This is a genomic window from Rhodohalobacter sp. 614A, assembly GCF_021462415.1.
Lineage (GTDB): Bacteria > Bacteroidota > Rhodothermia > Balneolales > Balneolaceae > Rhodohalobacter.
This window is the reverse complement of sequence record NZ_JAKEDS010000002.1, coordinates 74245-94742: the sequence shown is the minus strand read 5'-3', so window position 1 is coordinate 94742 and position 20498 is coordinate 74245. Positions and strand designations below refer to the sequence as shown.

The following is a 20498-nucleotide window of genomic DNA, read 5'->3' as shown; positions in this document are numbered from 1 at the left end:
TCATGGTGTCAGCATGAGGTTTGATTCATCAACCTGTGGTGTGTTCGTTATGTTTACAAGGTTTGAGCCATCAGCATTTACCATGAATATATCCTTGGAGGCATAAGCATATCCAAACTCAGCATCCGGCTGACCATCTCTGTTCGATAAGAAATAAATCTTAGTACCATCCGGCGACCATTTTAAACCGCTGTAATAGATGCTTTGTCCCTCCTTACTCGCTATTTTTTGGATATTTGTTCCGTCCGGGTTCATCACAAACACCTCATTGTAATAATACGGTTCAAATTGGGAACCTACGACTGCAATTTTATCACCATTTGGCGACCATACCGGATCTGTAAATTCCATTTCTGAATCAGTTATCAGCTTCTCTCCGGTTCCATCTGTATTGACTGAATAAATCCCCTGATATTTATAATCCTTCGTTGAACGTTCAAATATAATTTTTGAACCGTCGGCCGACCAATTCAGGTTTTCCTCAAGCGCACCTGATGTTGTAACCTGAACAATATTTGTTCCATCTGAGTCCATTATATAGATATCTCTTTTTGTAGATGAATCGCTGGTTTTTATGTACGCAATCTTGCTTCCATCCGGAGAAAAAACCGGGTAAAAATATGAGACATCCGATTCCAGATCATTGAGGAAAATCAATTCATCATCATAAGCATTGATAATACCGATCCGAGAATCAAATTCTCTGTCTTCCATATAAATAACAGCCATTTTTGTGCCGTCCGGTGAAATATCTGATGAGAAATTAATTCGTCCATCAAAATTTAAATCCTTCACTCTTTCCAGTTCTGAACCATCATAGTTCATTGCATAATAGCTTTGCTGTGCCAGCGAATACCCGGTTTTTGCACTCTGTGTACCATTTCTGAAGAAAACTACTTTTTCCCGGAAAATACCTGCACATTCAATTTCAAACTCAACTGTGGATGTCTGCTCTGCCACAATTTCCACAGATACAGGATTTGCACTTTGGACGGTACAATGTTCCTCCACATCACTCAATTCTACTGAATACGTCCCTTCATCAATCTCCTCGAGTGTAAAAACTTCATTGGGGCCTGCATCTATGCTTTCCCCATTTTCGACAAGAACGGTATACCCTCTCGGATCAGGATCCAATCCTGTTGTAACAGTAGTTATGTCTAAATTCCCAACTGTCACTTCGGGAGTAGGCTTAGGCTCTGGTTCCGGCTCAGGCTCCGAATTTGGGCTGCCTGGATTGTCGGAGCATGTTATGAGCATAAATGCCAACAAAAAGAATAGTCCATTTGCAGCTAATTTCTTCAATAAAGCAATAGTTGTAAACTGTGATCGCATAGATAGTCATCTTTATAATTAATCGTCTGTAGATATGGACATCCACCTCGGTTGATATGTGGTTATCCATTTGGTCTATGCAACAACAAACTCCATAATGGCTCATAAAATCTGAAGAAATAAAAAAACCCCGACATTAAATGCCGGGGTTTTGAAATTATAATAGTATTTCTGTAAAAGGGATATCAATCACTTCCGAAATAATACCGGAAGCCCATTGCGCCGGTAAAATAGAAAAAGATTTCGGGATCCACATCGATGGTAGGAACCACCTCCATAAACACTTCAACGGGGGCATCAATGGCATTTACATCAATTCCTATCGGGGCACGAAGTGCAACATAATCCGAGTAATCTCCGGAAACTACTCTTAAACCACCTCCAAAATGCGATTGCAGAAGAGCTTCTTCCCATACGGCAAGTGTATTTTGCTTCAGGAAATCTGCCTGGAGAAGAAACCAGGAATAGTCCTCTCCCAAATTAACTGAGAAGGCACCGGCAATAGCTGTTGATTCGGAAAGCCAGCCTTTTGCAGTTACGCCGCTGGGATCACCAATAATACCACCGATTCCAAATTTTCTGTCCTGAGCCTGAGCGGAGTCCACAACAGAAATACTGCATATAACTATAAATGTAAGTACAAAGATTTTTTTCATGATTTTTATGTCTTATGCGTTAGTTTTTAAATGTTAAAAGATATCAGAAAAAAAGTTCCATATTTTGTAAAAGTAACAGAAGTTCAAAGCTTGTTTCATTCAGGCTTTATCTCAAAATACAGATCATTGATTCTTAAACATTAAAACTGTTTAAAATAAGTCCACATCCGGCCATTCAGTATTAGGATCATTAACAGCTTTCCAAATAAGAAGATCCAAATCATTAAAAAAAGTATTCTCCCAAGCCCGGGTATTGCACAAGATGACCCAGTTGTAACCTTGAGAACTTCGCACAATAAGGCTTGCTGTCCCCGGTAATGAACCGGAATGCCACCAGTTGTTTGCTGAGTTTACAGACCAACCAGCCGCATAGCTTGAATTTGCCTGTGATCCCGTTGTCATAGTTTGTATGGTTGACGCTTGTAATACATCGCTCTTTGAGGGCAACCCATCAACCCGGACAAGAAATTTTGCCAAATCGGTGGCGGTAGCGATCCACCCGCCGTGAGCATCCATTCGCGTCACATTATGGCCATAAGGATTATCGCTATGCTGTCCATAGTATTTAACTTCATTCGATATTCTCTCCCCCGCTGTATTACCACCAATTTGCATGGTGTTTATCCCCATGGGCCCAAGAATCTCATTTATAACATAATTTTCATAAGATTGGCCAGTTACCTCTTCGATAATTCTGCCAAGTAATGAATATCCAAAATTGGAATAGGCATAAGCTGTCCCCGGAGCATTCGAGAGTGTATAATTATCAAGAACCCATGAAATTAATTCATGATTATTCATTTCAAGATTTTGGAACATCGGATCGGTCTCGTCATTCACCCAACCGCCGGCTGTGTGGTGCAATAAATGATTAACCGTAATATTTTTCAGATTTGCGCTGTACGCTTTTGCGCCGTATTCCGTACCTAAAAGGGCCCCCTCTCCGAAAACTTTATCATCCAGTGATAACAAACCATCCTCTGCCAATTTCATAATAGCGACGCCGGTTATAGGTTTGGAAACACTGGCAATACGGAACAGACTGGAATTAGACACTTCAACATTATTTTCTGCATCTGCATGTCCGTAACTTTTTGCATACACCAGATTTCCGTCTTTTGTAATCGCTACTGACAAACCCGGTACACTGTATTGACTCATAAAACTATTTACAGCCGTATCTACCTGTGAAATACTTTCTGGTTCTTTAGGATCCGGTTCTGTGCCTGTTGAATTATCACTACATGAAATGGTCCCAAAAAGTAATAATGAAACCAATGTTAACACTGTAAAAAACTGACTGACATTATAATCTTTCGTGTTATTTTTAACTCTACTCATTCTACTCATTTCAAATCTACATAAATTAATGGCTATGGTTTATTTGCTATGCATTATTTATGTTTGAAACAGCTCAACCCTATTAAAGGAGTAGTATATAAATCTGATGGCGAACCAATCAGGTTTGTGGTAGATATTAGAACTAATTTACTAGGCTATAGGTTATTTGAAGTATAAATTTGCTCTAATAATAGATTTCTATTTATGTCTGAAGAAAAGCATCAATTGACATCAATCCTGAACTCTGTACGAGATGATTCTGAATCTATCAAAAAAATTCTGCCGCTCGTATATGATGATTTGCGGAATATGGCTCATCACCAACTTCGTCGGGAGCGCCCCGGGCATACTATAAATACCACCGCTCTGGTACATGAAGCGTACATGAAACTGGTTAAATTTCCACCAGAAGGTGATTGGGATGGCCGGCGACACTTTTTTGGTGTGGCCGCCCGGGCTATGCGCCAGATTTTGGTGAACTATGCAAAAAAAAGAAGTCGCCAGAAACGGGGCGGAGAAAACCAACCGGTTGAGTTTGAAGAAGGATTTTATATGACTGAAAAAAAAGCTGATGAATTGATTGCATTGGACGAAGCCCTGACGAGACTTGAAAAGATGAATGAACGCCAGGGAAGAATTGTGGAATGCAGATATTTTGCCGGATATAAAGTAGAAGAAACGGCGGACATTCTCGGTGTATCTGAAGCGACGGTTAAACGTGACTGGACAACGGCACGAGCCTGGCTATACAGCCAAATTAAAGAAAGTATTTAATCCGCCACTTTCTACAATTTATACCTCATTTCCTCTCTATTTTTAAAGTTGTTCAAAAACAGCTTCTCAAATCTTTTATCTTATCGTCAGACATAAATTTTGGATCTTATTTCTATGGACAAGAGCAATCCCCGGCAACTCGAAGAAGGAACAGAACTTCAAATGCAATTTGAAAAGCGAAATGGCTTGTTGCCCGTAGTGGTTCAGGAATCTTCAACCGGAAACATTTTGATGCTAGCCTCTGTCAATGGCGAGGCTTTAAATTACTCCATCAAAAATAAAAAGGCTGCTTTTTGGAGCACCAGCAGAAACCAGTTTTGGGTGAAAGGTGAAACCTCCGGGAATACCCTTTTAATTGATGAAATTCTTGTGGATTGCGATCAGGATGCAATTATTTATAAAGTAACCCTGGATGGCGATGGCGCCTGCCATACGACCAATAAAGATGGCAAGCATAGAAAATCATGCTTTTACAGGAAGATCAATACTAACTCTCTTGAATTAGATTTTTTAGAAGAATGAACTTTCAGTCGAAAAACGTTTTTGGAGAATCTTTACAAAATTGCAGTACCGATCCAGTAACCGGTTATTACAGAAATGGATGTTGTGATTCGGGTGAGGACGATCGTGGAGATCATATGGTATGTGCTATTATGACTGAAGAATTTCTTGAATTTTCTAAGGCCAAAGGGAATGATCTGTCCACTCCAATGCCACAATTCAATTTTCCCGGATTGAAACCTGGCGATAAATGGTGCCTTTGTGCTGCCCGATGGAAAGAAGCTTACAATGAAGGAATGGCTCCCCTGGTAGTACTCGAAGCTACAAATGAACTGACTTTAGAAGTAGTTTCAATGGAAGTACTTTTGGAATATGCGTATAAAGAAGGCCGAAAAACTGAATAGCAAACAGTTAAAATCAGAAGCATGAAACACTTCTGATTTCTGCAATCTTCATTCAATTGTACATAATTAAACAGTATTCTTTTCGCGAGCCCAATGCCGAAAAATGGATACCGAAAAACCAGCCATAAGCATAAAAGTTCCCATCCAAACAATGGAAACGAACGGTTTCTGTTCCGCTACTACAAGAACCCAATCCTCTTCAAAGTTTTCGTCCAATCCATACACACTGAGTTCTATGGAATCTGTTTCCGGATGTACACTGGTAAACAGAACACTCATTCCCCACTCCTGGATATCAATCGGCGGTGAATAGGTATAACTTCTGTCATCTTCTGTATACACGGCAAATAGTGGTTCCGCTTCAAATGCACGACCAGAAGGTTCGTGCTCAATTCGAATAAGAGATCGAATTCCAATTTGTGTATTCTCGGGAAGTGACTCTTCACTTGCAGGTACAAAATTCTGAAACGTGAACTGAAATGGCCCGGCTGTTGTCGTTTCACCTTGGCTCAACTCTATTGTTTGAACATCTTCTTCAGCTTGCTGATCTTCACTTTGAGCATCACCGACCGGAATCATTGGCTGATTTTGAGAATTCTGCTCAACCGCTTCATTCCTCTTTTCAACATATTGGCTACCCGCCACGTAGAGATAAATATCATTAAACCATCCTGTGCGAACGTGAGGATCCACCGACCATTCAACACTATTAGGCCCTGAAGAAGTAAGCATTGGATAGACTTCCGGAGAAAGATAGAATGGATTACCGCCTTCAATCGGTTCAAATTTCAGCCGATAATTTTGTTGCCCCGGACGAGGTGAATCGCTTAGTTCATAGCCCTCGTATGTCACCATATATTTATCACTGATCAGCTTGGGTTGATTGATGGTCAACTCAAACATTTCCACTTTTTGTGTGATGGGAAATCCTTCTTCATCAATCACATCTCCCTGTTCTACCCTGAGATTATAATCTTCCGTTCGTTTATCGAGCATTGGTGTGGTATAAACCGATGACGAAATAATTCCTAGAAGAAGTAAACCAAAACCAATGTGTGTCAGTGTGCCACCCACGAGTTTTGGGTTTTTTCTCAGCAACCTGATCAGTACAGTTCCATTTCCAATCACTGTAAACCAGCCGGCAAAAATGTAAATCATGTAGTACAGCGATGTCACATTCCCTAATACAATGGAAATAACAGAAATGGTTGAAGTAACCAAGAGTGGAGTAATTAATTCTCCTGCAAGACTTTCCCAGGTATGTTTTTCCCAGAACAAATACTGGCCAATCACTGTGGTAATCGCCATGATGATGGCTATCGGCATACTCCAGTCGTTGTAGAACTGAATGTCCGGCGGAGTGGGATTATCAACAAATAACTTTCCAAGAATGGGAGAACTGGTACCCAAAATAATTACGATACCGAGAATGAACAGAAGCATGGCCCCGGTAAATGTCATGAACTCCCGGCTCAAAAACTTCGACTCTTTTTCTGGTGATGGAAGCTCTTTATATCGATAGAGATAGAAACCAATACCCATAAAGGTTACGATCAAAATAAAAGCAAGCAGTTGATTGTATAAACCTAAATCCACGAAACTGTGAACGGACTGATCGGCAAGAACACCGGATCTTGTCAAAAATGTTTGGTAGATCACAGAAACATACGCCAGCAGCGCAAAGAAAATGGATGCCTTATGTGCTCGCTTGCTTTTCCGTTGAATGATCATCGCATGAATACCGGCCGTACCAATTAACCAGGGAACGAGTGAGGCATTCTCAACAGGGTCCCACGCCCAATAACCGCCAAATGAAAGAGTTTCATACGCCCAATATCCTCCGAGGAAAATTGCTGTCAGAAGACAAAGATTTGCAGCAAGAGTCCACGGTAAAGCCGGACGAATCCATTCGTGATAAGTCTTTGTCCAGAGAGATGCTACGGCAAATGCGAAAGGTACCGTCATCATAGAAAAACCAAGAAAAATGATAGGCGGATGAATCATCATCCAGGGACTTTTTAAGAGATCATTCAGGCCGGTTCCATCCTGTGGTACAAATCCGGGGTTGGCTTGCAAAAACGGAGCATTGGGCATTTCCTGGGCAATGGTTCGGAATGGTGAGGCTCCGATCTTTGCCACTCCAAAATCCCAGCCTAAAATCATGGAAAGCAGGAAAAACTGGGTCATCGCCATTACAAACATGACGGGCCCGCGATAAGGTTTTCTCGTCCATTTGATCAGACCCAAGCCAACTAAAAAAGCAAAGAAAACCCAAAGAAGAAAGCTTCCCTCCTGTCCGCCGTAAAAAGCTGAAAAAAGATACTGGGGTTCAAGGTCGAGGCTTGTATAATTCCATACGTAAAAGTATTGGAACTGGTGAGTCATAATCAGGTAGATCAAAGCTGCGGATGCAGCCGTAACAAGAATTCCCTTCAAGCCCCATAACCAGTTTGAAATCTGCTCCGCTTTTTTATCGTGTTTGATGGATGCATACGCATACAAAACCATCGTAAACACAGAGGAGATAAAAGCAATGGATAAAAACCAGCGTCCTGCTTCTGCAATCATGTTGTTAGCTCTCTGTCGCGTTCACCTGCTCAAACTGCGGCTCGTCATTATATTTGGAAGGGCATTTCATGAGCATTTCGTTTGCATAAAATACATCATTCTTCATCTCACCAATGACAACAAGCTGGGTGGCCTGTTCAAAATTATTCGGTTTAGGTCGTGGATAGATCACCTTTCGAACATTTCCGGAGCGGTCTTCCATATAAAAAACGAATTGCATGGTATCCCGAGAAAATCCATAATCTTGTGAAGAATCCCACACACCAACCACGTGCGAAGATGACCGGCCTTCGGCCTCTTCAAAGTTTACATATGTACTAATGCTGTTTCCAAAGTTGTACATCAGAAGGGATGTAAAAACAATAATGGAAACAATACCGATAATTAATTTAGGCTTCATCTGATTCTTCCTTCAATGATTTTTCCAGCTTGCCCACTTTTCTGTCAACCCGTATCAGGTAGAAAAGTAATACAAACCAGATAATTAAACTCACTCCTAAAACTACAAAAATAAGATCGTTGGATGCCATCATTTGTATAAATCCGGACGATTGTTCAATGCCTTCAACCCCATCCCATTTACCGGAGTAACTGGTTGTAAGGGTATCAACGGCGGTTTTTGTTGAATCTTGTATATTTATTCCCATGATTCGCTTATACGCGCTCCCGCAAAATCTTATACCTGTTAACAACATCCATAATCCAGATTGATAATCCTATAAAGCCGATAATGGCCGGATAAAAAATATATCTCAGTTCGGGCGCGGTTATTTCGCTGAATGCCGGATTTCCCTCGGCACCGGGATGTAAACTCGGTAACTGCCTCGGGATGATATACAATAAAAACGGGATCGTGGTAACTCCAAAAATATTATAGACTGCTGAAATTTTCGCCTTTTTTTCCGGATCGTTAAAAGCTGACCGTAAAATAAAATAAGCTACAAAAACCAGCATTGCCAAAGCGGCTAAATTCATTCGGGGTTCGGCAAACGTCCACCAGGCACCCCATGTAAATCGTGCCCAAAGCGATCCGGTAAACAGGCCACAAATTCCAAAAAGCAAACCGACCGATGTAGCCGTTTCCGCTTTTCGATCCCATTTCATCTGTTCATCATTCAAATAACGGATGCTGAAATAAAACCCCATGGCAAACGCCACCATCATTGTAAACCACATGGGCACATGCAGAAACAGATTCCGGGCTGACTGCTGTAAAATTGGAATATCGGGTATCTGAATGAGGAAGCCGGCAGTAATGACAATCGTCATCCAAACCGACACTACAATTTTCCAAATTTTCAAATTCGTGATGGCTCAATTTGCATTTAGTACAGTTGAAAAAGATAACAAAAATGAACGAGTTTTTTATAAACTGATTATGAAGGTTTTGAAGATTTTCTTGTGATTAATCGGCATGTCATCGCTTGAAAAGCTGAATGACTGTTCACGATCATTTGTTATTTTAAACCTATGACTGAAAAAACAATCCGTTTAGAACCGAGAAAAAGCCACCATTTTTGGTGGTATGTAATCGGTGTTCTTTTAACTCCTCTTCTTGTTGGTCTTTATATTCTTTACAAAAAAATCAGTGAGCTTTCTGGCACATTTTATAAAATTACGGATCGGTCTATTACAACTGTTCATCCCACATACACGGAGATGGTAGACATTGAAAACATCAACGAGGTTGACATCCATCAGCGCTGGACAGATAAAAAATTTGGAATCGGTACTCTTCAATTAAAAACCAATACAAGAAGAGTTGAACTTATAGGACTTGAAAATCCTGAGGATCTAGCCAAGATGATTCTTAAAGCTGCCGAAATGCAGAGAAAACGAATTCTGGATCAAAAGAAAAGAAATTCCCAAAAAACGGAGTTAAATCCCGGCAGTATGGACAGACTGGATTACCTGACAGGCTTATGGCAACAAGGTCTGATAACTAATGATGAATATAATCAGGAAAAGAAGCATTTTGAGGGAGACTGAAAACCTAACCGTTTAACTTGCTTTCCATGAAATTAAAACTTCTCTTATTTGCCGTTATCGTGGCCATTTCTTTGTTAGTGGTTACCTGTGAACAAAGCACATCACAAACAGCCGACGAACCGGTAACCAGCACTCAACTTCTTCAAACCTCTACAGCCTGGAATAATCAACCGATTGAATATCCGAAGACGGAATCTGCCGAAATAACCGCTTTGCATATAGAATTTGCGCCGGGTTCTGAAACAGCTTTTCATCGTCATCCTGTGGCTTCGCTTGCCTATATTATGAGTGGGGAACTTGAGGTTACTATTAAAGATGGAGAGACTAAAATTTTTCGGACCGGAGATGCATTTGCCGAAGTTGTAAACACATGGCATTATGGGAAAAACGTTGGCGATGAGCCTGTTCGACTGGTTGTGTTTTATATTGGCGAAGAGGGAATGGAACTCACAGAACATTTATCTGAAGTTGAAGGAGAGTAGAAGAAACGAATGATCGGATGAGTGATTGTAATCCATGTCATTTTAAAATGATTCACTCATCCGATAAGTTTTATTGCTGAATTAACGAGTCGCTATCTTGTAATCAATAGAATATTGGCCACTCCCGGTCAAAAACAAAGCGAAACATGTCAATAGAAGCATTAGCTCCAATCGAGATGCTCCAAATCCCTGATCAATTTTAACCGTAAATATTGCTACCAGCATTATAATAGCCAATAACAAATACGGTATTTTTGCATAGGCGCCAAAAACAACCATCATTCCTCCAAAAAACTCAATAAGAGCCACAACCCATGCCATAATCCCTGGAAGAGGTATTCCAGCAGTGCCAAAAAAACCTTGCACACCTTCAATACCGGTCAACTTCCCCCAGCCTGATACAATAAAAATGACTCCAACTCCAATCCGCAGAATCAACAGCGCTAAATCACTGTATTTATTATCGATACCTGCCATATTTCTCCTTCTTTTATTTAAGATAGACGTTTATTCCACTGCCAGACCTCACTGAATTTAATTCCTCGATTTTAATTTGCAAATAAAATAAACCGGCTAATCATAAAATCCTGATAAACAAATCATTACCTGGTCTCTCAATGAGGTCAAATATTTCGAATTTTTGGCTTTTTAAATTTTTTGAATCTCATATACTGTGTAGATTAACGGCGTTAAAAAGTCAGAATCATTATTGAATTATCACACCAAAGTACATTTTTAAATGAAAGCATTGAAGATTGGAATTGTAGGATCAGGATTTATTGGCAAATTTTTAGCTGTTGCTATGAAGCAGGTTCGCCACATTGAAATATCGGCGATCTACAAACGCGGAGAAGCTGAAGAGCTGGCAAAATATGCTAAGGAAAACGGACTTGGAAACCCTGAACTTTTCAATACTGTTTCAGAAATGTGTAATCATTGCGATGCCATCGCTATTTACTCACCCAATTATACCCGGCTGGCAATTATGGAAGAAATTGCGGATGCCGTTCAAAAAGGAGCTCCATTAAAAGGCGTTATCTGTGAAAAACCACTTGGGCGAACCGTAGCTGAAGCGCAAAAAATGGTAGACCTTGCCCGTGGCGCCAATCTTTTGACGGCATATTATGAGAATCAGCTGCATATGAAAGCTGTTAATAATGCCCTTGATCAACTACGTCCACAGCAGGAAGTGATGGGTTCGTTTACACTGGCCCGAAGTACCGAAGAACATGCGGGGCCACATAACGCCTGGTTCTGGAATCCAGCCCAACAGGGAGGCGGCGTATTGTCGGACATGGGCTGCCATAGCATTGCAGTTTGTCGACACATTCTCACTCCTCATGGAAAATCACCCACATTTCTGGAACCGGTTGCCGTGCAATGTGATACTTCTCTTTTGAAATGGGGACAACCAAAATATCGCAAACAACTGAAGGAAAAATTTGGAGTCGATTATGCTGAAACTCCTGCGGAAGACTTTGTAACAGGCATCATCACATTCAAAAACCCGGAAACCGGCCAGCTTGTAAAAGGCCAATTCACCAATTCCTGGATGTACGATAAACAAGGGCTCCGCCTTTCTATGGATGCTTTAGGCCCCGGTTATGCCATGGAGATCAATTCTCTGATTTCTCCCTCGGAAATATTTATTGGTGATGAAGCTGCTGAAGGCGTGGCAGATGCTGAATTGGCAATGGAAAAATCAACAGCTTCTAGGGGACTTCTTCCCGTCCATCCAAATGAAGCGGATTTGTATGGATATGGAACAGAGCAACAGGATGTGGTTCATTCTTTTCTAAATGGTAAAGATGCCTTCCTGAATTGGGAATTCGGAGTTGAAGTTTCAAAGCTCGTTCAGGCGGCGTATTTGGCTGCCGAAAAAGGAGTAACCATTGATTTGACAGATCAAAATATTCAGGAGGAACTGAAAACCTATAAATCTCTCATCGCACAGGGTAAAGGAGCTGATGTTCTCTTTTCCTGATCTCGTGCAATGACTCAAATTCATTTCACAGATTCTTTTAATTCCTCAAATTATTCAACAAAGTGCGTAATTCTTGGCTATTCAGATAGTTGCCACGATAAATTACTCCCTGAATATGATTCTGAAATGGAATCGATTTAAGCGGATTTACATCAAGCAGAATTAAATCCGCGCGATATCCTGCGGCTATTTTGCCAACGGTGTCTTCTTCATGAAGATATCGGCCCACATTTACCGTTCCGGTTTGAAGTGCCTGGAATGGAGTAAGCCCGGATTCAACCATCAGTTCCAGCTCACGGTGTGCGGCAAATCCCGGGGGATTAAAAATCTGGGGAGCATCGGCGCCAAGTAACAACCGGCTGCCATGCTCATGAACTGAAAGCGTTAGCTCTTTCCGGATATCAAGGTATTGGCGGGCTTGTTCTTCGTTATAGTCATCGCTGTTTCTGAGTTGCCTCACAAAATTGGTCCAGCCATTAACCAAGTCTTCAGACATGTATTCCATTCCCGGCCATTGCTGCATTTCTTCAACCGACAATTCAGGATTGAAAACATTCTCCAAAAGTGTATTTGTCGGCACTACCCATGCACTGGCATCTTCGGTCATCTGAGCGGCATTTTCAATCAGTGAAATATCCGCACGGGGCGTTTCTTCGTACCCAAAATAGATTACAGATCCATTCTCTTTTTCGGCATCGTCAGCCAGAAATTCAAGATATTTGTCAAAATGATCGATAGTCCCCTGCCCTGCTTCAAGGGATCGTTCTAATCCAATTCCTTCTGAAATATGACCTGAAAATTCAATACCCAGGCTGTTCGCTTCATCTGTAATAGCACTGAAGTTCTCAAGTGTAATCCCGGGATGAAATTTTAGCAAATTATAGCCGGCATCCACCTGATCCCGAACCATCTGCCGGCTGATTTCCGGAGAAGTGGCCGAATTTCCATTGAAAGAAGGGCCAGATGTTAAAATCCTCGGACTTAAAAAATCACTCTCTTCTGCCCTGGCTCTTAACTCAAGATGAACAGGATCTCCCAACATTCCGCGAATGGTTGTCATCCCTTGGGAAAGGTAGAGAACCAGCGTATTGAGCATCGCCTGTTCTCCCTGGTCGGGTGAAGGAATATGCGCATGCATCTCGGCAAGGCCAGGCATCACGTAAAAATAACCCTCTACAATGGTTGCATCATCGGGATATTCGGCTTCGCTATCAGGTCCCACCCATTCAATCCATCCGTCCTTAATCATAATGGTTTGATTCTGCCGAACCTGATCGTTCTCCATCGTCAGAACCTGAACGTTTTTAATAACCAGTGACTGAGCAAAAGAAGTTGTCGCAAACAAAGGGAAAATCACACAAATCATCAGAAAAACTCGTTTGAAAGATCTCATAACAGACTTGGATTTTTTAAATTTAGGATTGTGAAACTATTCAGGCTTTTTGTCTTTTTCAGATGATGCTTTTTCTGAAAGCTGCCTTAATTTTTTTGCCAGTATACTCCGCTCTTCACTTTTATCTTCTGTGGTACGTCCCATCACATATCCGTAGGGATTCAGTTGATCAACCTCATCACAAATCACTTTCACGATGGCTCCGAGCGGAATAAAAAGAATCATACCGGCAAGGCCCCAAACCTGGGCACCTACAAAAAGAAGCAAAAGTGTAATCAAAGCGTTCATACTCACCTGGCTGCCTACAATCACCGGTGTAATTAAATTCCCCTCAAAGAGTTGGATGACGTAAAAACCGAGCAAAATCATGAGAGGATAGAAAAGAGAATCCATCGTAATGAGTGCATAAAGAATCGGTAAAACGGAACCCAAAAGCGGGCCGACAAATGGAATGATGTTCATCATGCCTGCAAAAACTCCGAAGAAAATAGCGTGATCAACTCCAATCACAGTCAAAAGAATGGAATAAAGAACAGAGAGAATTCCCATCACGATTAACACGCCCGTAATGTAATTTTGAACCGTTGCCTTCACATTTAAAATGATCGTTTTTACTTTTTTCTCCTGTCCGGAATCCCCTTGTCCAAATGCTTTCAGTAGAAAATTTTTGAGGATGTCTCTGAGGAGCAAAATCAAAAACACAAAAATCGGTACAAGCAGAATTGTTGTAAGTGTTGAAGCCGCACTGCTTAACTGCCGGGTAAGAGAGGCTGTATTTTCGCGCACAAAATTGAAAAGTGTCTCAACAATTTGATCCAGCCGGATTACATTTTGCACATCAAAATACTGAGAAAGAAATTGGTTCAACGACGCGAGCATTTCCTGAAGGCGCTCAACAAACATATCGGCATCCTGGGCAAAATCATTCATTTGAGTAAAGAAAAAGAACAAAACCCCAGAAAAAAGAATAATCCCTAAAAAGATGGCGCCAAAAGATGAGAGTACCCGCGGAAATTTATATCGCTCAAGCCAGCCGCTTACCGGTAAAAGCAAGATTGCAAAAAACAACGAAAACAGAAGCGGCACTAAAACCGATTTTGCTACCACCATCGTGTAAATGGTCAGCATGAGGCCGGCTAATCCAAAAGTATATTTGATGTACCATTTATTTTCTGATATCATATCAATCCATATTATTTAAGTACATGATATTTTTAGATCTTCACTCATCTTTGTAAGCTGGTTACATTCAGATGCAGTCAATGTACATGTTTTTCTCTTTTTGAAACTCAATCAATATCATGAAAAATGAGCAACCTGAAAAACGAACTTGAGAGAAGTATAAAAACTCCCGGAGCCATTTTTATGGGCTTGGGTTCCATTGTAGGCACCGGCATTTTTGTGAGTATCGCCATTGCCACACAAATTGCCGGAAACGGAATCATAATTTCCATTGTAATAGCAGCAATCCTGGCCACTTTTAACGGATTAAGCAGTGCTCAATTAGCTGCGGCTCATCCGGTTAGTGGAGGAACATATGAATATGGATACCGGTTTTTGAATTCTTATCTCGGTTTTACTGCCGGCTGGATGTTTATGATTGCCAAATCTGCTTCTGCTGCTACAGCTGTTCTGGGATGCGTGGGTTATATCTTTTATGCAGTGGATTTTCAGGCCGGTTCGCTTACACTTGTGATTTCCGGTTTGGCGATACTGTTCGTGATGACGATTATGGTTTCCGGCGGAATCCGAAGAAGTAATACTGCGAATAAAGTGATTGTATCGGTAACTCTTCTTGGACTTTTTGTTTTGATTGTTGCAGCGGGTTTTGTGAACGGGCTGCCAGTTGAACCCATCACAAATGCTTTGACGGATACCTCCGGATCATCCATTCTCTATGGTTCTGCCCTCATGTTTGTTGCTTACACAGGTTATGGACGAATTGCCACTTTAGGCGAGGAAGTTCATTCGCCGGGAACTACAATCCCAAAAGCAATTATTCTGGCGATGGTGATCATTGTGGTTTTGTACCTGTTGGTTTCTCTTACGGCACTTTCCATTATGGGAGCCGATGCATTCGGACACACTATAGATGGTGAAGCCGCTCCCCTTATGATTGTCGCCGAAACACTCTCCGTTCCTCTCATTGGTCCGGTCATCACGATCGCGGCCATAACGGCAATGCTTGGGGTTTTACTCAATCTCATTTTAGGCCTTTCCAGGGTACTGCTGGGAATGGCAAGACGACGTGACGTACCTCACGTTTTATCAAAAATCAATCCTCAGACCAAAAGTCCCGCTGCGGCAGTTTTGGTTACAGGAATTATCATCGGGTTGCTGGTAATGAGTGGCGATGTGATTTTTACCTGGTCATTCAGTGCATTCACGGTTTTGATCTATTACTCCATCACCAATCTTTCTGCTTTGATGATGCCCAAAGAACTAAGACTCTATCCTGTCTGGATTCCGGCTATGGGACTTTTTGGATGCCTTTTTCTCTCCTTCTGGATTGAACCCGTTATTTGGATTTCAGGTGTGGCTTTTCTTGTTGTGGGATTGATCTGGCACACCATTGCTAAGAGGAAAAGGACAGAAATAATTTAGTCATCGGATGAGTATTTGTAACAAATTCTTTTCTATTACTGACAACTCATCCGATGACTTGAAATAAGTCTCCCTTTGATGGAAGTTTTCTTAGCTCAACGAAATGTATTTTACATTGCTTACGCCATCAAGCTCGTAAATAGCTTCCAACTCTTCAGTGTCGAGCTGTTTATCTACAATGACGGCCGTAATGGCATTTGATCCCTTGCCTGTTCGGCCGAGACTCAATGCGCCAATGTTGATATTTTGCTTGGCTAATGTGCTGGAAACGGCAGCGAGCATACCCGGTTTATCTATGTTTTGATACATCAGGATATCCCCTTCAAGTCGCAACTCGATTCCAAATCCGTCAATCTCAACAATTCGATAATCGCCCGGGCCAAATACCGCAGCAGAAATCTGCTTGTAGTCAGAGCTGTCACCAAGTTTAATGGTAATCAGATCGTTATAGTTTTTGTCATCACTCTTGTTGGTTTCACTGAGTTTGAACCCGCGCTCAATGGCATAATGACGTGCATTAATCAAATTCACAGATTCACTCACAAACTGAGCAAGCATTCCTTTCAAAACAGCATCGGTCAGTACTTCAGAATATTTGGTGCAAACACCGGTGTATTCAAAAGAAAAGTTACTGGCATTTTTCGGCATGATCTGTCCGGATACCTTTCCAAGTTTCTCAGCGAGTTCAACATAGGGCTGAACTTCATCGTTGGTAAGCAACGAAATAGACTTGCTGTTCAGACTGCCTTTATAATTTTTGTTCTCAAGCGCATCAGAAATCTGGCTGGCAATCTGCACGGCTACTTTTTCCTGTGCTTCCTCAGTTGAAGCACCAAGGTGAGGCGTAGAAATAATTGCAGGATTTTTCAGTACTTCATACAACTCTTCTGAGGGAGGTTCAGTGGTGTAAACATCCAGTGCAGCACCGGCAATAATCTGTTTTTCAATGAGTTCGGGAAGATCTTCTTCTTTATAAATTCCTCCCCTTGCACAGTTAACCAATCTCATTCCGGGTTTCAATTTCTCTTCATTTTCAAGAGAAATCATGTTTTTGGTCTTTTCCGTGAGAGGTGTATGAACAGTTAGAAAATCTGTGACACCCAATAATTCATCGAGTTCCATCAGTTTTACGCCAATATCTTTGGCATGATCCTGTGTAGTGAACGGATCATAAGCAACAATCTCCATTCCGAATGCTTTCATCCGCAGGGCTACTTCAGTCCCGATTTTTCCGAGCCCAACAATTCCGAGGGTTTTTCCATGAACTTCGGTACCCATGTATTTTTTCCGGTCCCATCCCCCGCCTTTCACTTTCTCTACAGACTGTGGAATATTCCGGGCCAGGGCAATGATCATACCGCAAGTGTGTTCCGCCGTGGAAATTGTGTTTCCGTCCGGAGTATTCATCACAAGCACCCCTTTTTGGGTTGCTGCAGGAATGTCGATATTATCAACCCCAACACCGGCACGGCCGATGATCTGCAGGTTATCTGCGTGCTTCAGCAAATCTTCATTGACAGTTGTAGCACTTCTAACAACAACCGCCTCGTAATTGCCGATAATTTTTTTTAGTTCATCCAGCTCCATTTTTGGAGGCTGATCGGCTTCTATTCCTCTTTCTTTAAAAATATCCGCACAAACGGGGTCTACATTATCAAGCAATAAAACTTTAAATGACATAGGTTCTTGGGTTCAAATATATTTACTAGTTACGGTTAACAAATTCTGTAATCAGAGATTGAAGCTCGTCCATTCCCTGGCCTGTTTCTGATGAACTGACGAGAATCGGAACTTCAATGTTCATCTTTTCCAGTGTTTTTTTTACAACTTTTTTTGATGCTGCCAATTTATTCCCGGATAGCTTGTCTGTTTTTGTAAGTATCACGCTAAACGGTTTCTGGTTGGACGCCATCCAATAAAAAAAATCTTTATCCAATTTGGTGGGATGATGCCGTGAGTCTACGAGATGCAGAATAATACTCAACGTATTTCTTTTCAGCAGGTATTGTTGAATATCCCGGCCCCAACGCTGTCGCTCCTTTTCAGGAACCTTTGCAAATCCAAACCCCGGAAGATCTACAATATAAAATTTTTGATCGATGTTGTAGTAATTCATCTGCTGGGTTTTTCCCGGTGTGTTACTTGTTCTGGCCAAGCGTTTCCGGTTCACAAGAGTATTGATAAGCGAGGACTTTCCAACGTTCGATCGTCCTGCAAAACAGACTTCTGGCAGACCTTCTGGCGGACACTCATTCAGTGAGGGCGCACTCGTTACAAATGTGGCGGTATCGAATGCCATCAAACAATTTCGTTTTCTTCTTTCTCCACGCCAAAGTTAACCGGTACGGGATAGTCTCCGGTAAAACAGGCAGTACAGTAATTATGGTGAGAATTATTGGCTTCTTTTACAGCGCTAACGAGCCCATTGGCTGAGAGATATCGCAAACTATCTACGCCGATTTCCCGGGCTATTGCTTCCGTATTTCCGTCAAACTTATTGGCTATCAGTTCATCGGGATCGGGAAAATCCATTCCATAAAAACATGGATGAGTTATGGGCGGCGAACTCACTAAAAAGTGAACTTCCAGCGGGTTGGCCTCGCGAATCATATCTACTAAATGACGAGACGTTGTTCCGCGCACAATTGAATCATCTACAATAATTACCGAGCGCCCTTCCAAAACTCCCCGAACAGGATTGAACTTGGTACGGACTTTTTGCTCGCGCGATTTTTGTCCCGGTGAAATAAAGGTGCGGCCCACATAATGATTTCGAATTAAGCCGATATCATACTTGCAATCATAACCGGCTTTTTTGCTTTCATGGGCATACCCGATGGCGGCTGTGTTACTCGAATCGGGAACTGAGATAACAATGGGACGTTTGTCCTCACTGTTATATTTAATGATTTCATTCAGCGGGTGTTCTTTGGCAAGGTGCTTCCCAAGATTGCGCCGGATCTTATCGACATTTTCGCCAAAAATTCTACTGTCTGGCCGGGAGAAATAGACATACTCAAAGATACACTGGCTGGGTGCGGTCCCTTCTTTTGGTTTTAAAAAGTGAGACTTGGGTTTTTGATTGATATCTGCTTCCCTGTCAATAATCACAATTTCGCCGGGTTCAACATCACGAATATATTCCGCGCCGATAATATCAAAAGCACACGTTTCGCTGGCTATGGTGTAAGAATCATCAATCATGCCCAAAGCCAACGGCCGAAACCCATTGGGATCGCGAACAGCAATCAATTGCTCATCAGTCAAAATCATTAAACAGTATGCACCCTCAATCTGGTTGAGAGCATCGAGAACCTGGTCTACCACTGTCTCTTTTTTGCTGTGAGAAATCAGGTGAAGAATCAATTCCGTATCCGAGGTGCTTTGAAATAAAACCCCCTCATCACGAAATCGCTCGCGCAACTGGCGGGCATTTGTCAGGTTTCCATTGTGGCCAATTGCCAGGTTTCCATTTCGGTAATGAACCCGAAACGGTTGAATATTTGCCGGATTTTTGGATGATCCCGAGGTAGAATATCGGTTATGGCCAATTGCAGATCGGCCAATCAATTCTTTTTTGAAGATCTTGGAATCATCAAAAACAGAAAGAACCAACCCAAAATCTTTGTGCATGGGCATTACATATCGCCCTTTGTTGATATCGTAATAGGTGGTTACAATTCCGGCTGATTCTTGTCCACGGTGTTGAAGTGCGTGTAAACCGTAATAGGTGAGGACTGCGGCTTCCGGATGGTTATAAACTCCAAAAATCCCGCAATAATCGTGAGGTTTGTCGGTCATTTGTTGACGGCGATGATCAAAGAATTAATCGTAAGAGGGAAGATATGGAAAAGTGCTATAAATAACAGACTCTAATTCTGTTGAGTTGATTTTTCTGCCATCAAATGTGAAAACTTTTATCTTGAAAAATATTCATCCAAAATATTCGTAATTTAGTTCGATGAATAAAAACAAAGTCATTACCTACGTTCAGTATCTTTTTCGGTTTATTCTCGGTGGACTTTTGGTCTTCGCCGGAATTCTGAAAATGCAGGACAACTCCGCCTTGTTTGAATCAGTGGCCTACATTACCTGGTTGCCTATCGGGCTGAAGTCTCTGATTATTGACCTGCTTCCATATGTGGAAGTACTGGTTGGAGGTCTTTTGGCACTGAGTCTTTTTTCAAAAATTGTTGACCCGATTGCTACAATCATCTACCTGATATTCTTCATTTTTGCAATTTATGGACTTACCCAGGGAATAGAAGGGGATTGCGGATGTTTCGGCGAACTTGGTGAATCCACACTGATTGGCAGCTTGCTTGGGAGTCAGTTTGGTTGGAAGATGGTAATCCGAAATGGATTTTTTGTGTTGATGGCAGCTTTTCTTTTCTGGAAGCCGTCTGCTAAAGTGAACCCGTAAAATTCTTTTCCCCGTCTGGCAAATTTCTTATACCAATCGTATAG

General features: G+C 41.7%; 21 protein-coding genes. 8 read left to right on the top strand and 13 right to left on the bottom strand.

Translation table 11 applies throughout. From position 1 onward, the window contains the following. From L0B18_RS09300 to L0B18_RS09290, 3 genes are all read right to left on the bottom strand, one after another. Nucleotides 1–1335 carry a TolB family protein gene (locus L0B18_RS09300; protein ID WP_234571489.1) on the bottom strand — a complete coding sequence of 445 codons (1335 nt, stop codon included), beginning with the start codon at nt 1333–1335 and terminating at the stop codon, nt 1–3. Between the two features lie 185 nt (nt 1336–1520). After that, nucleotides 1521–1991, bottom strand: coding sequence for a hypothetical protein (locus tag L0B18_RS09295; protein ID WP_234571488.1), 471 nt, complete (start codon nt 1989–1991; stop codon nt 1521–1523). A gap of 150 nt (nt 1992–2141) precedes the next feature. Continuing rightward, a complete protein-coding gene (locus L0B18_RS09290) occupies nt 2142–3332 on the bottom strand; it encodes a serine hydrolase domain-containing protein (protein ID WP_234571487.1) in 1191 nt (396 codons plus the stop codon). A 204-nt stretch (nt 3333–3536) separates the two neighbouring features. Here L0B18_RS09290 and L0B18_RS09285 point away from each other — a divergent pair, with 204 nt between their 5' ends. The 3 genes from L0B18_RS09285 (at nt 3537) to L0B18_RS09275 (ending at nt 5011) form a co-directional block, all read left to right on the top strand. Further along, complete coding sequence (locus L0B18_RS09285; protein WP_234571486.1) at nt 3537–4106, top strand: sigma-70 family RNA polymerase sigma factor; 570 nt, start codon at nt 3537–3539, stop codon at nt 4104–4106. A 114-nt stretch (nt 4107–4220) separates the two neighbouring features. After that, entirely contained in the window at nt 4221–4628 is a 408-nt protein-coding gene (locus L0B18_RS09280) for a phosphoribosyl-AMP cyclohydrolase (RefSeq protein WP_234571485.1), read from the top strand. Next, on the top strand, nt 4625–5011 hold the full coding sequence (locus L0B18_RS09275) for a DUF2237 family protein (RefSeq protein ID WP_234571484.1): 387 nt from the start codon (nt 4625–4627) through the stop codon (nt 5009–5011). Before L0B18_RS09280 ends, L0B18_RS09275 begins: the two co-directional genes overlap by 4 nt. 66 nt (nt 5012–5077) lie before the next feature. On the opposite strand, the gene L0B18_RS09270 is transcribed toward L0B18_RS09275, so the two are convergent. Genes L0B18_RS09270 through ccsA form a run of 4 tightly spaced genes read right to left on the bottom strand, consistent with a single transcriptional unit; the run spans nt 5078 to nt 8881 of the window. Next, nucleotides 5078–7579: a heme lyase CcmF/NrfE family subunit gene (locus L0B18_RS09270; RefSeq protein ID WP_234571483.1), complete on the bottom strand. Its 2502-nt coding sequence runs from the start codon at nt 7577–7579 to the stop codon at nt 5078–5080. Between the two features lie 4 nt (nt 7580–7583). Further along, on the bottom strand, nt 7584–7979 hold the full coding sequence (locus tag L0B18_RS09265) for a cytochrome c maturation protein CcmE domain-containing protein (protein WP_234571482.1): 396 nt from the start codon (nt 7977–7979) through the stop codon (nt 7584–7586). After that, entirely contained in the window at nt 7969–8226 is a 258-nt protein-coding gene (locus tag L0B18_RS09260; RefSeq protein ID WP_234571481.1) for a CcmD family protein, read from the bottom strand. The genes L0B18_RS09265 and L0B18_RS09260 overlap by 11 nt, the downstream gene beginning before the upstream one ends. A gap of 7 nt (nt 8227–8233) precedes the next feature. Further along, nucleotides 8234–8881, bottom strand: coding sequence for a cytochrome c biogenesis protein CcsA (gene ccsA, locus L0B18_RS09255; RefSeq protein WP_234571480.1), 648 nt, complete (start codon nt 8879–8881; stop codon nt 8234–8236). Nucleotides 8882–9049: 168 nt separating this feature from the next. On the opposite strand from ccsA, the gene L0B18_RS09250 reads away from it, so the two are divergent. Together L0B18_RS09250 and L0B18_RS09245 are read left to right on the top strand one after the other, a co-directional pair. Beyond that, the gene (locus tag L0B18_RS09250; RefSeq protein WP_234571479.1) at nt 9050–9568 is read left to right on the top strand and encodes a PH domain-containing protein; all 519 of its coding nucleotides are present in this window, start codon (nt 9050–9052) and stop codon (nt 9566–9568) included. 26 nt (nt 9569–9594) lie between these two features. After that, nucleotides 9595–10050, top strand: a complete 456-nt coding sequence (locus L0B18_RS09245; protein WP_234571478.1) for a cupin domain-containing protein — start codon at nt 9595–9597, stop codon at nt 10048–10050. An 81-nt stretch (nt 10051–10131) separates the two neighbouring features. On the opposite strand, the gene L0B18_RS09240 is transcribed toward L0B18_RS09245, so the two are convergent. Then, nucleotides 10132–10527, bottom strand: coding sequence for a DoxX family protein (locus tag L0B18_RS09240; protein ID WP_234571477.1), 396 nt, complete (start codon nt 10525–10527; stop codon nt 10132–10134). Nucleotides 10528–10789: 262 nt separating this feature from the next. Between L0B18_RS09240 and L0B18_RS09235 the strand changes: the two genes are divergently transcribed. Beyond that, a complete protein-coding gene (locus L0B18_RS09235; protein ID WP_234571476.1) occupies nt 10790–12034 on the top strand; it encodes a Gfo/Idh/MocA family protein in 1245 nt (414 codons plus the stop codon). Between the two features lie 37 nt (nt 12035–12071). On the opposite strand, the gene L0B18_RS09230 is transcribed toward L0B18_RS09235, so the two are convergent. Continuing rightward, nucleotides 12072–13427 carry an amidohydrolase family protein gene (locus L0B18_RS09230; protein WP_234571475.1) on the bottom strand — a complete coding sequence of 452 codons (1356 nt, stop codon included), beginning with the start codon at nt 13425–13427 and terminating at the stop codon, nt 12072–12074. 36 nt (nt 13428–13463) lie between these two features. Next, entirely contained in the window at nt 13464–14609 is a 1146-nt protein-coding gene (locus L0B18_RS09225; RefSeq protein ID WP_234571474.1) for an AI-2E family transporter, read from the bottom strand. 126 nt (nt 14610–14735) lie between these two features. Between L0B18_RS09225 and L0B18_RS09220 the strand changes: the two genes are divergently transcribed. Continuing rightward, on the top strand, nt 14736–16031 hold the full coding sequence (locus L0B18_RS09220) for an APC family permease (protein WP_234571473.1): 1296 nt from the start codon (nt 14736–14738) through the stop codon (nt 16029–16031). Nucleotides 16032–16121: 90 nt separating this feature from the next. Here the strand turns inward: L0B18_RS09220 and serA are convergent, their stop codons facing one another. From serA to purF, 3 genes are read right to left on the bottom strand one after another with little or no spacing between them, the layout of a single operon-like run. Beyond that, a complete protein-coding gene (serA, locus tag L0B18_RS09215) occupies nt 16122–17711 on the bottom strand; it encodes a phosphoglycerate dehydrogenase (RefSeq protein ID WP_234571472.1) in 1590 nt (529 codons plus the stop codon). Nucleotides 17712–17736: 25 nt separating this feature from the next. Next, complete coding sequence (gene yihA, locus L0B18_RS09210) at nt 17737–18330, bottom strand: ribosome biogenesis GTP-binding protein YihA/YsxC (protein WP_234571471.1); 594 nt, start codon at nt 18328–18330, stop codon at nt 17737–17739. Then, nucleotides 18330–19832, bottom strand: a complete 1503-nt coding sequence (gene purF / locus L0B18_RS09205; RefSeq protein ID WP_234571470.1) for an amidophosphoribosyltransferase — start codon at nt 19830–19832, stop codon at nt 18330–18332. The genes yihA and purF overlap by 1 nt, the downstream gene beginning before the upstream one ends. Nucleotides 19833–19992: 160 nt before the next feature. Here purF and L0B18_RS09200 point away from each other — a divergent pair, with 160 nt between their 5' ends. Continuing rightward, nucleotides 19993–20454, top strand: a complete 462-nt coding sequence (locus L0B18_RS09200) for a MauE/DoxX family redox-associated membrane protein (RefSeq protein ID WP_234571469.1) — start codon at nt 19993–19995, stop codon at nt 20452–20454. The last annotated feature ends 44 nt before the right edge of the window (nt 20455–20498 follow it).

Excerpts from the sequence above, each read along its gene's own strand:
- L0B18_RS09275 (WP_234571484.1), top strand. The coding sequence starts at position 4,625 with ATGAACTTTCAGTCGAAAAACGTTTTTGGAGAATCTTTACAAAATTGC.
- L0B18_RS09220 (WP_234571473.1), top strand. The coding sequence starts at position 14,736 with ATGAGCAACCTGAAAAACGAACTTGAGAGAAGTATAAAAACTCCCGGA.
- L0B18_RS09200 (WP_234571469.1), top strand. The coding sequence starts at position 19,993 with ATGAATAAAAACAAAGTCATTACCTACGTTCAGTATCTTTTTCGGTTT.
- L0B18_RS09260 (WP_234571481.1), bottom strand. The coding sequence starts at position 8,226 with ATGGGAATAAATATACAAGATTCAACAAAAACCGCCGTTGATACCCTT.
- L0B18_RS09285 (WP_234571486.1), top strand. The coding sequence starts at position 3,537 with ATGTCTGAAGAAAAGCATCAATTGACATCAATCCTGAACTCTGTACGA.
- yihA (WP_234571471.1), bottom strand. The coding sequence starts at position 18,330 with ATGGCATTCGATACCGCCACATTTGTAACGAGTGCGCCCTCACTGAAT.
- purF (WP_234571470.1), bottom strand. The coding sequence starts at position 19,832 with ATGACCGACAAACCTCACGATTATTGCGGGATTTTTGGAGTTTATAAC.
- L0B18_RS09240 (WP_234571477.1), bottom strand. The coding sequence starts at position 10,527 with ATGGCAGGTATCGATAATAAATACAGTGATTTAGCGCTGTTGATTCTG.
- L0B18_RS09265 (WP_234571482.1), bottom strand. The coding sequence starts at position 7,979 with ATGAAGCCTAAATTAATTATCGGTATTGTTTCCATTATTGTTTTTACA.
- L0B18_RS09290 (WP_234571487.1), bottom strand. The coding sequence starts at position 3,332 with ATGAGTAGAGTTAAAAATAACACGAAAGATTATAATGTCAGTCAGTTT.
- L0B18_RS09270 (WP_234571483.1), bottom strand. The coding sequence starts at position 7,579 with ATGATTGCAGAAGCAGGACGCTGGTTTTTATCCATTGCTTTTATCTCC.
- serA (WP_234571472.1), bottom strand. The coding sequence starts at position 17,711 with ATGTCATTTAAAGTTTTATTGCTTGATAATGTAGACCCCGTTTGTGCG.
- L0B18_RS09300 (WP_234571489.1), bottom strand. The coding sequence starts at position 1,335 with ATGCGATCACAGTTTACAACTATTGCTTTATTGAAGAAATTAGCTGCA.
- L0B18_RS09280 (WP_234571485.1), top strand. The coding sequence starts at position 4,221 with ATGGACAAGAGCAATCCCCGGCAACTCGAAGAAGGAACAGAACTTCAA.
- L0B18_RS09295 (WP_234571488.1), bottom strand. The coding sequence starts at position 1,991 with ATGAAAAAAATCTTTGTACTTACATTTATAGTTATATGCAGTATTTCT.
- L0B18_RS09250 (WP_234571479.1), top strand. The coding sequence starts at position 9,050 with ATGACTGAAAAAACAATCCGTTTAGAACCGAGAAAAAGCCACCATTTT.
- L0B18_RS09245 (WP_234571478.1), top strand. The coding sequence starts at position 9,595 with ATGAAATTAAAACTTCTCTTATTTGCCGTTATCGTGGCCATTTCTTTG.
- L0B18_RS09235 (WP_234571476.1), top strand. The coding sequence starts at position 10,790 with ATGAAAGCATTGAAGATTGGAATTGTAGGATCAGGATTTATTGGCAAA.
- L0B18_RS09230 (WP_234571475.1), bottom strand. The coding sequence starts at position 13,427 with ATGAGATCTTTCAAACGAGTTTTTCTGATGATTTGTGTGATTTTCCCT.
- L0B18_RS09225 (WP_234571474.1), bottom strand. The coding sequence starts at position 14,609 with ATGATATCAGAAAATAAATGGTACATCAAATATACTTTTGGATTAGCC.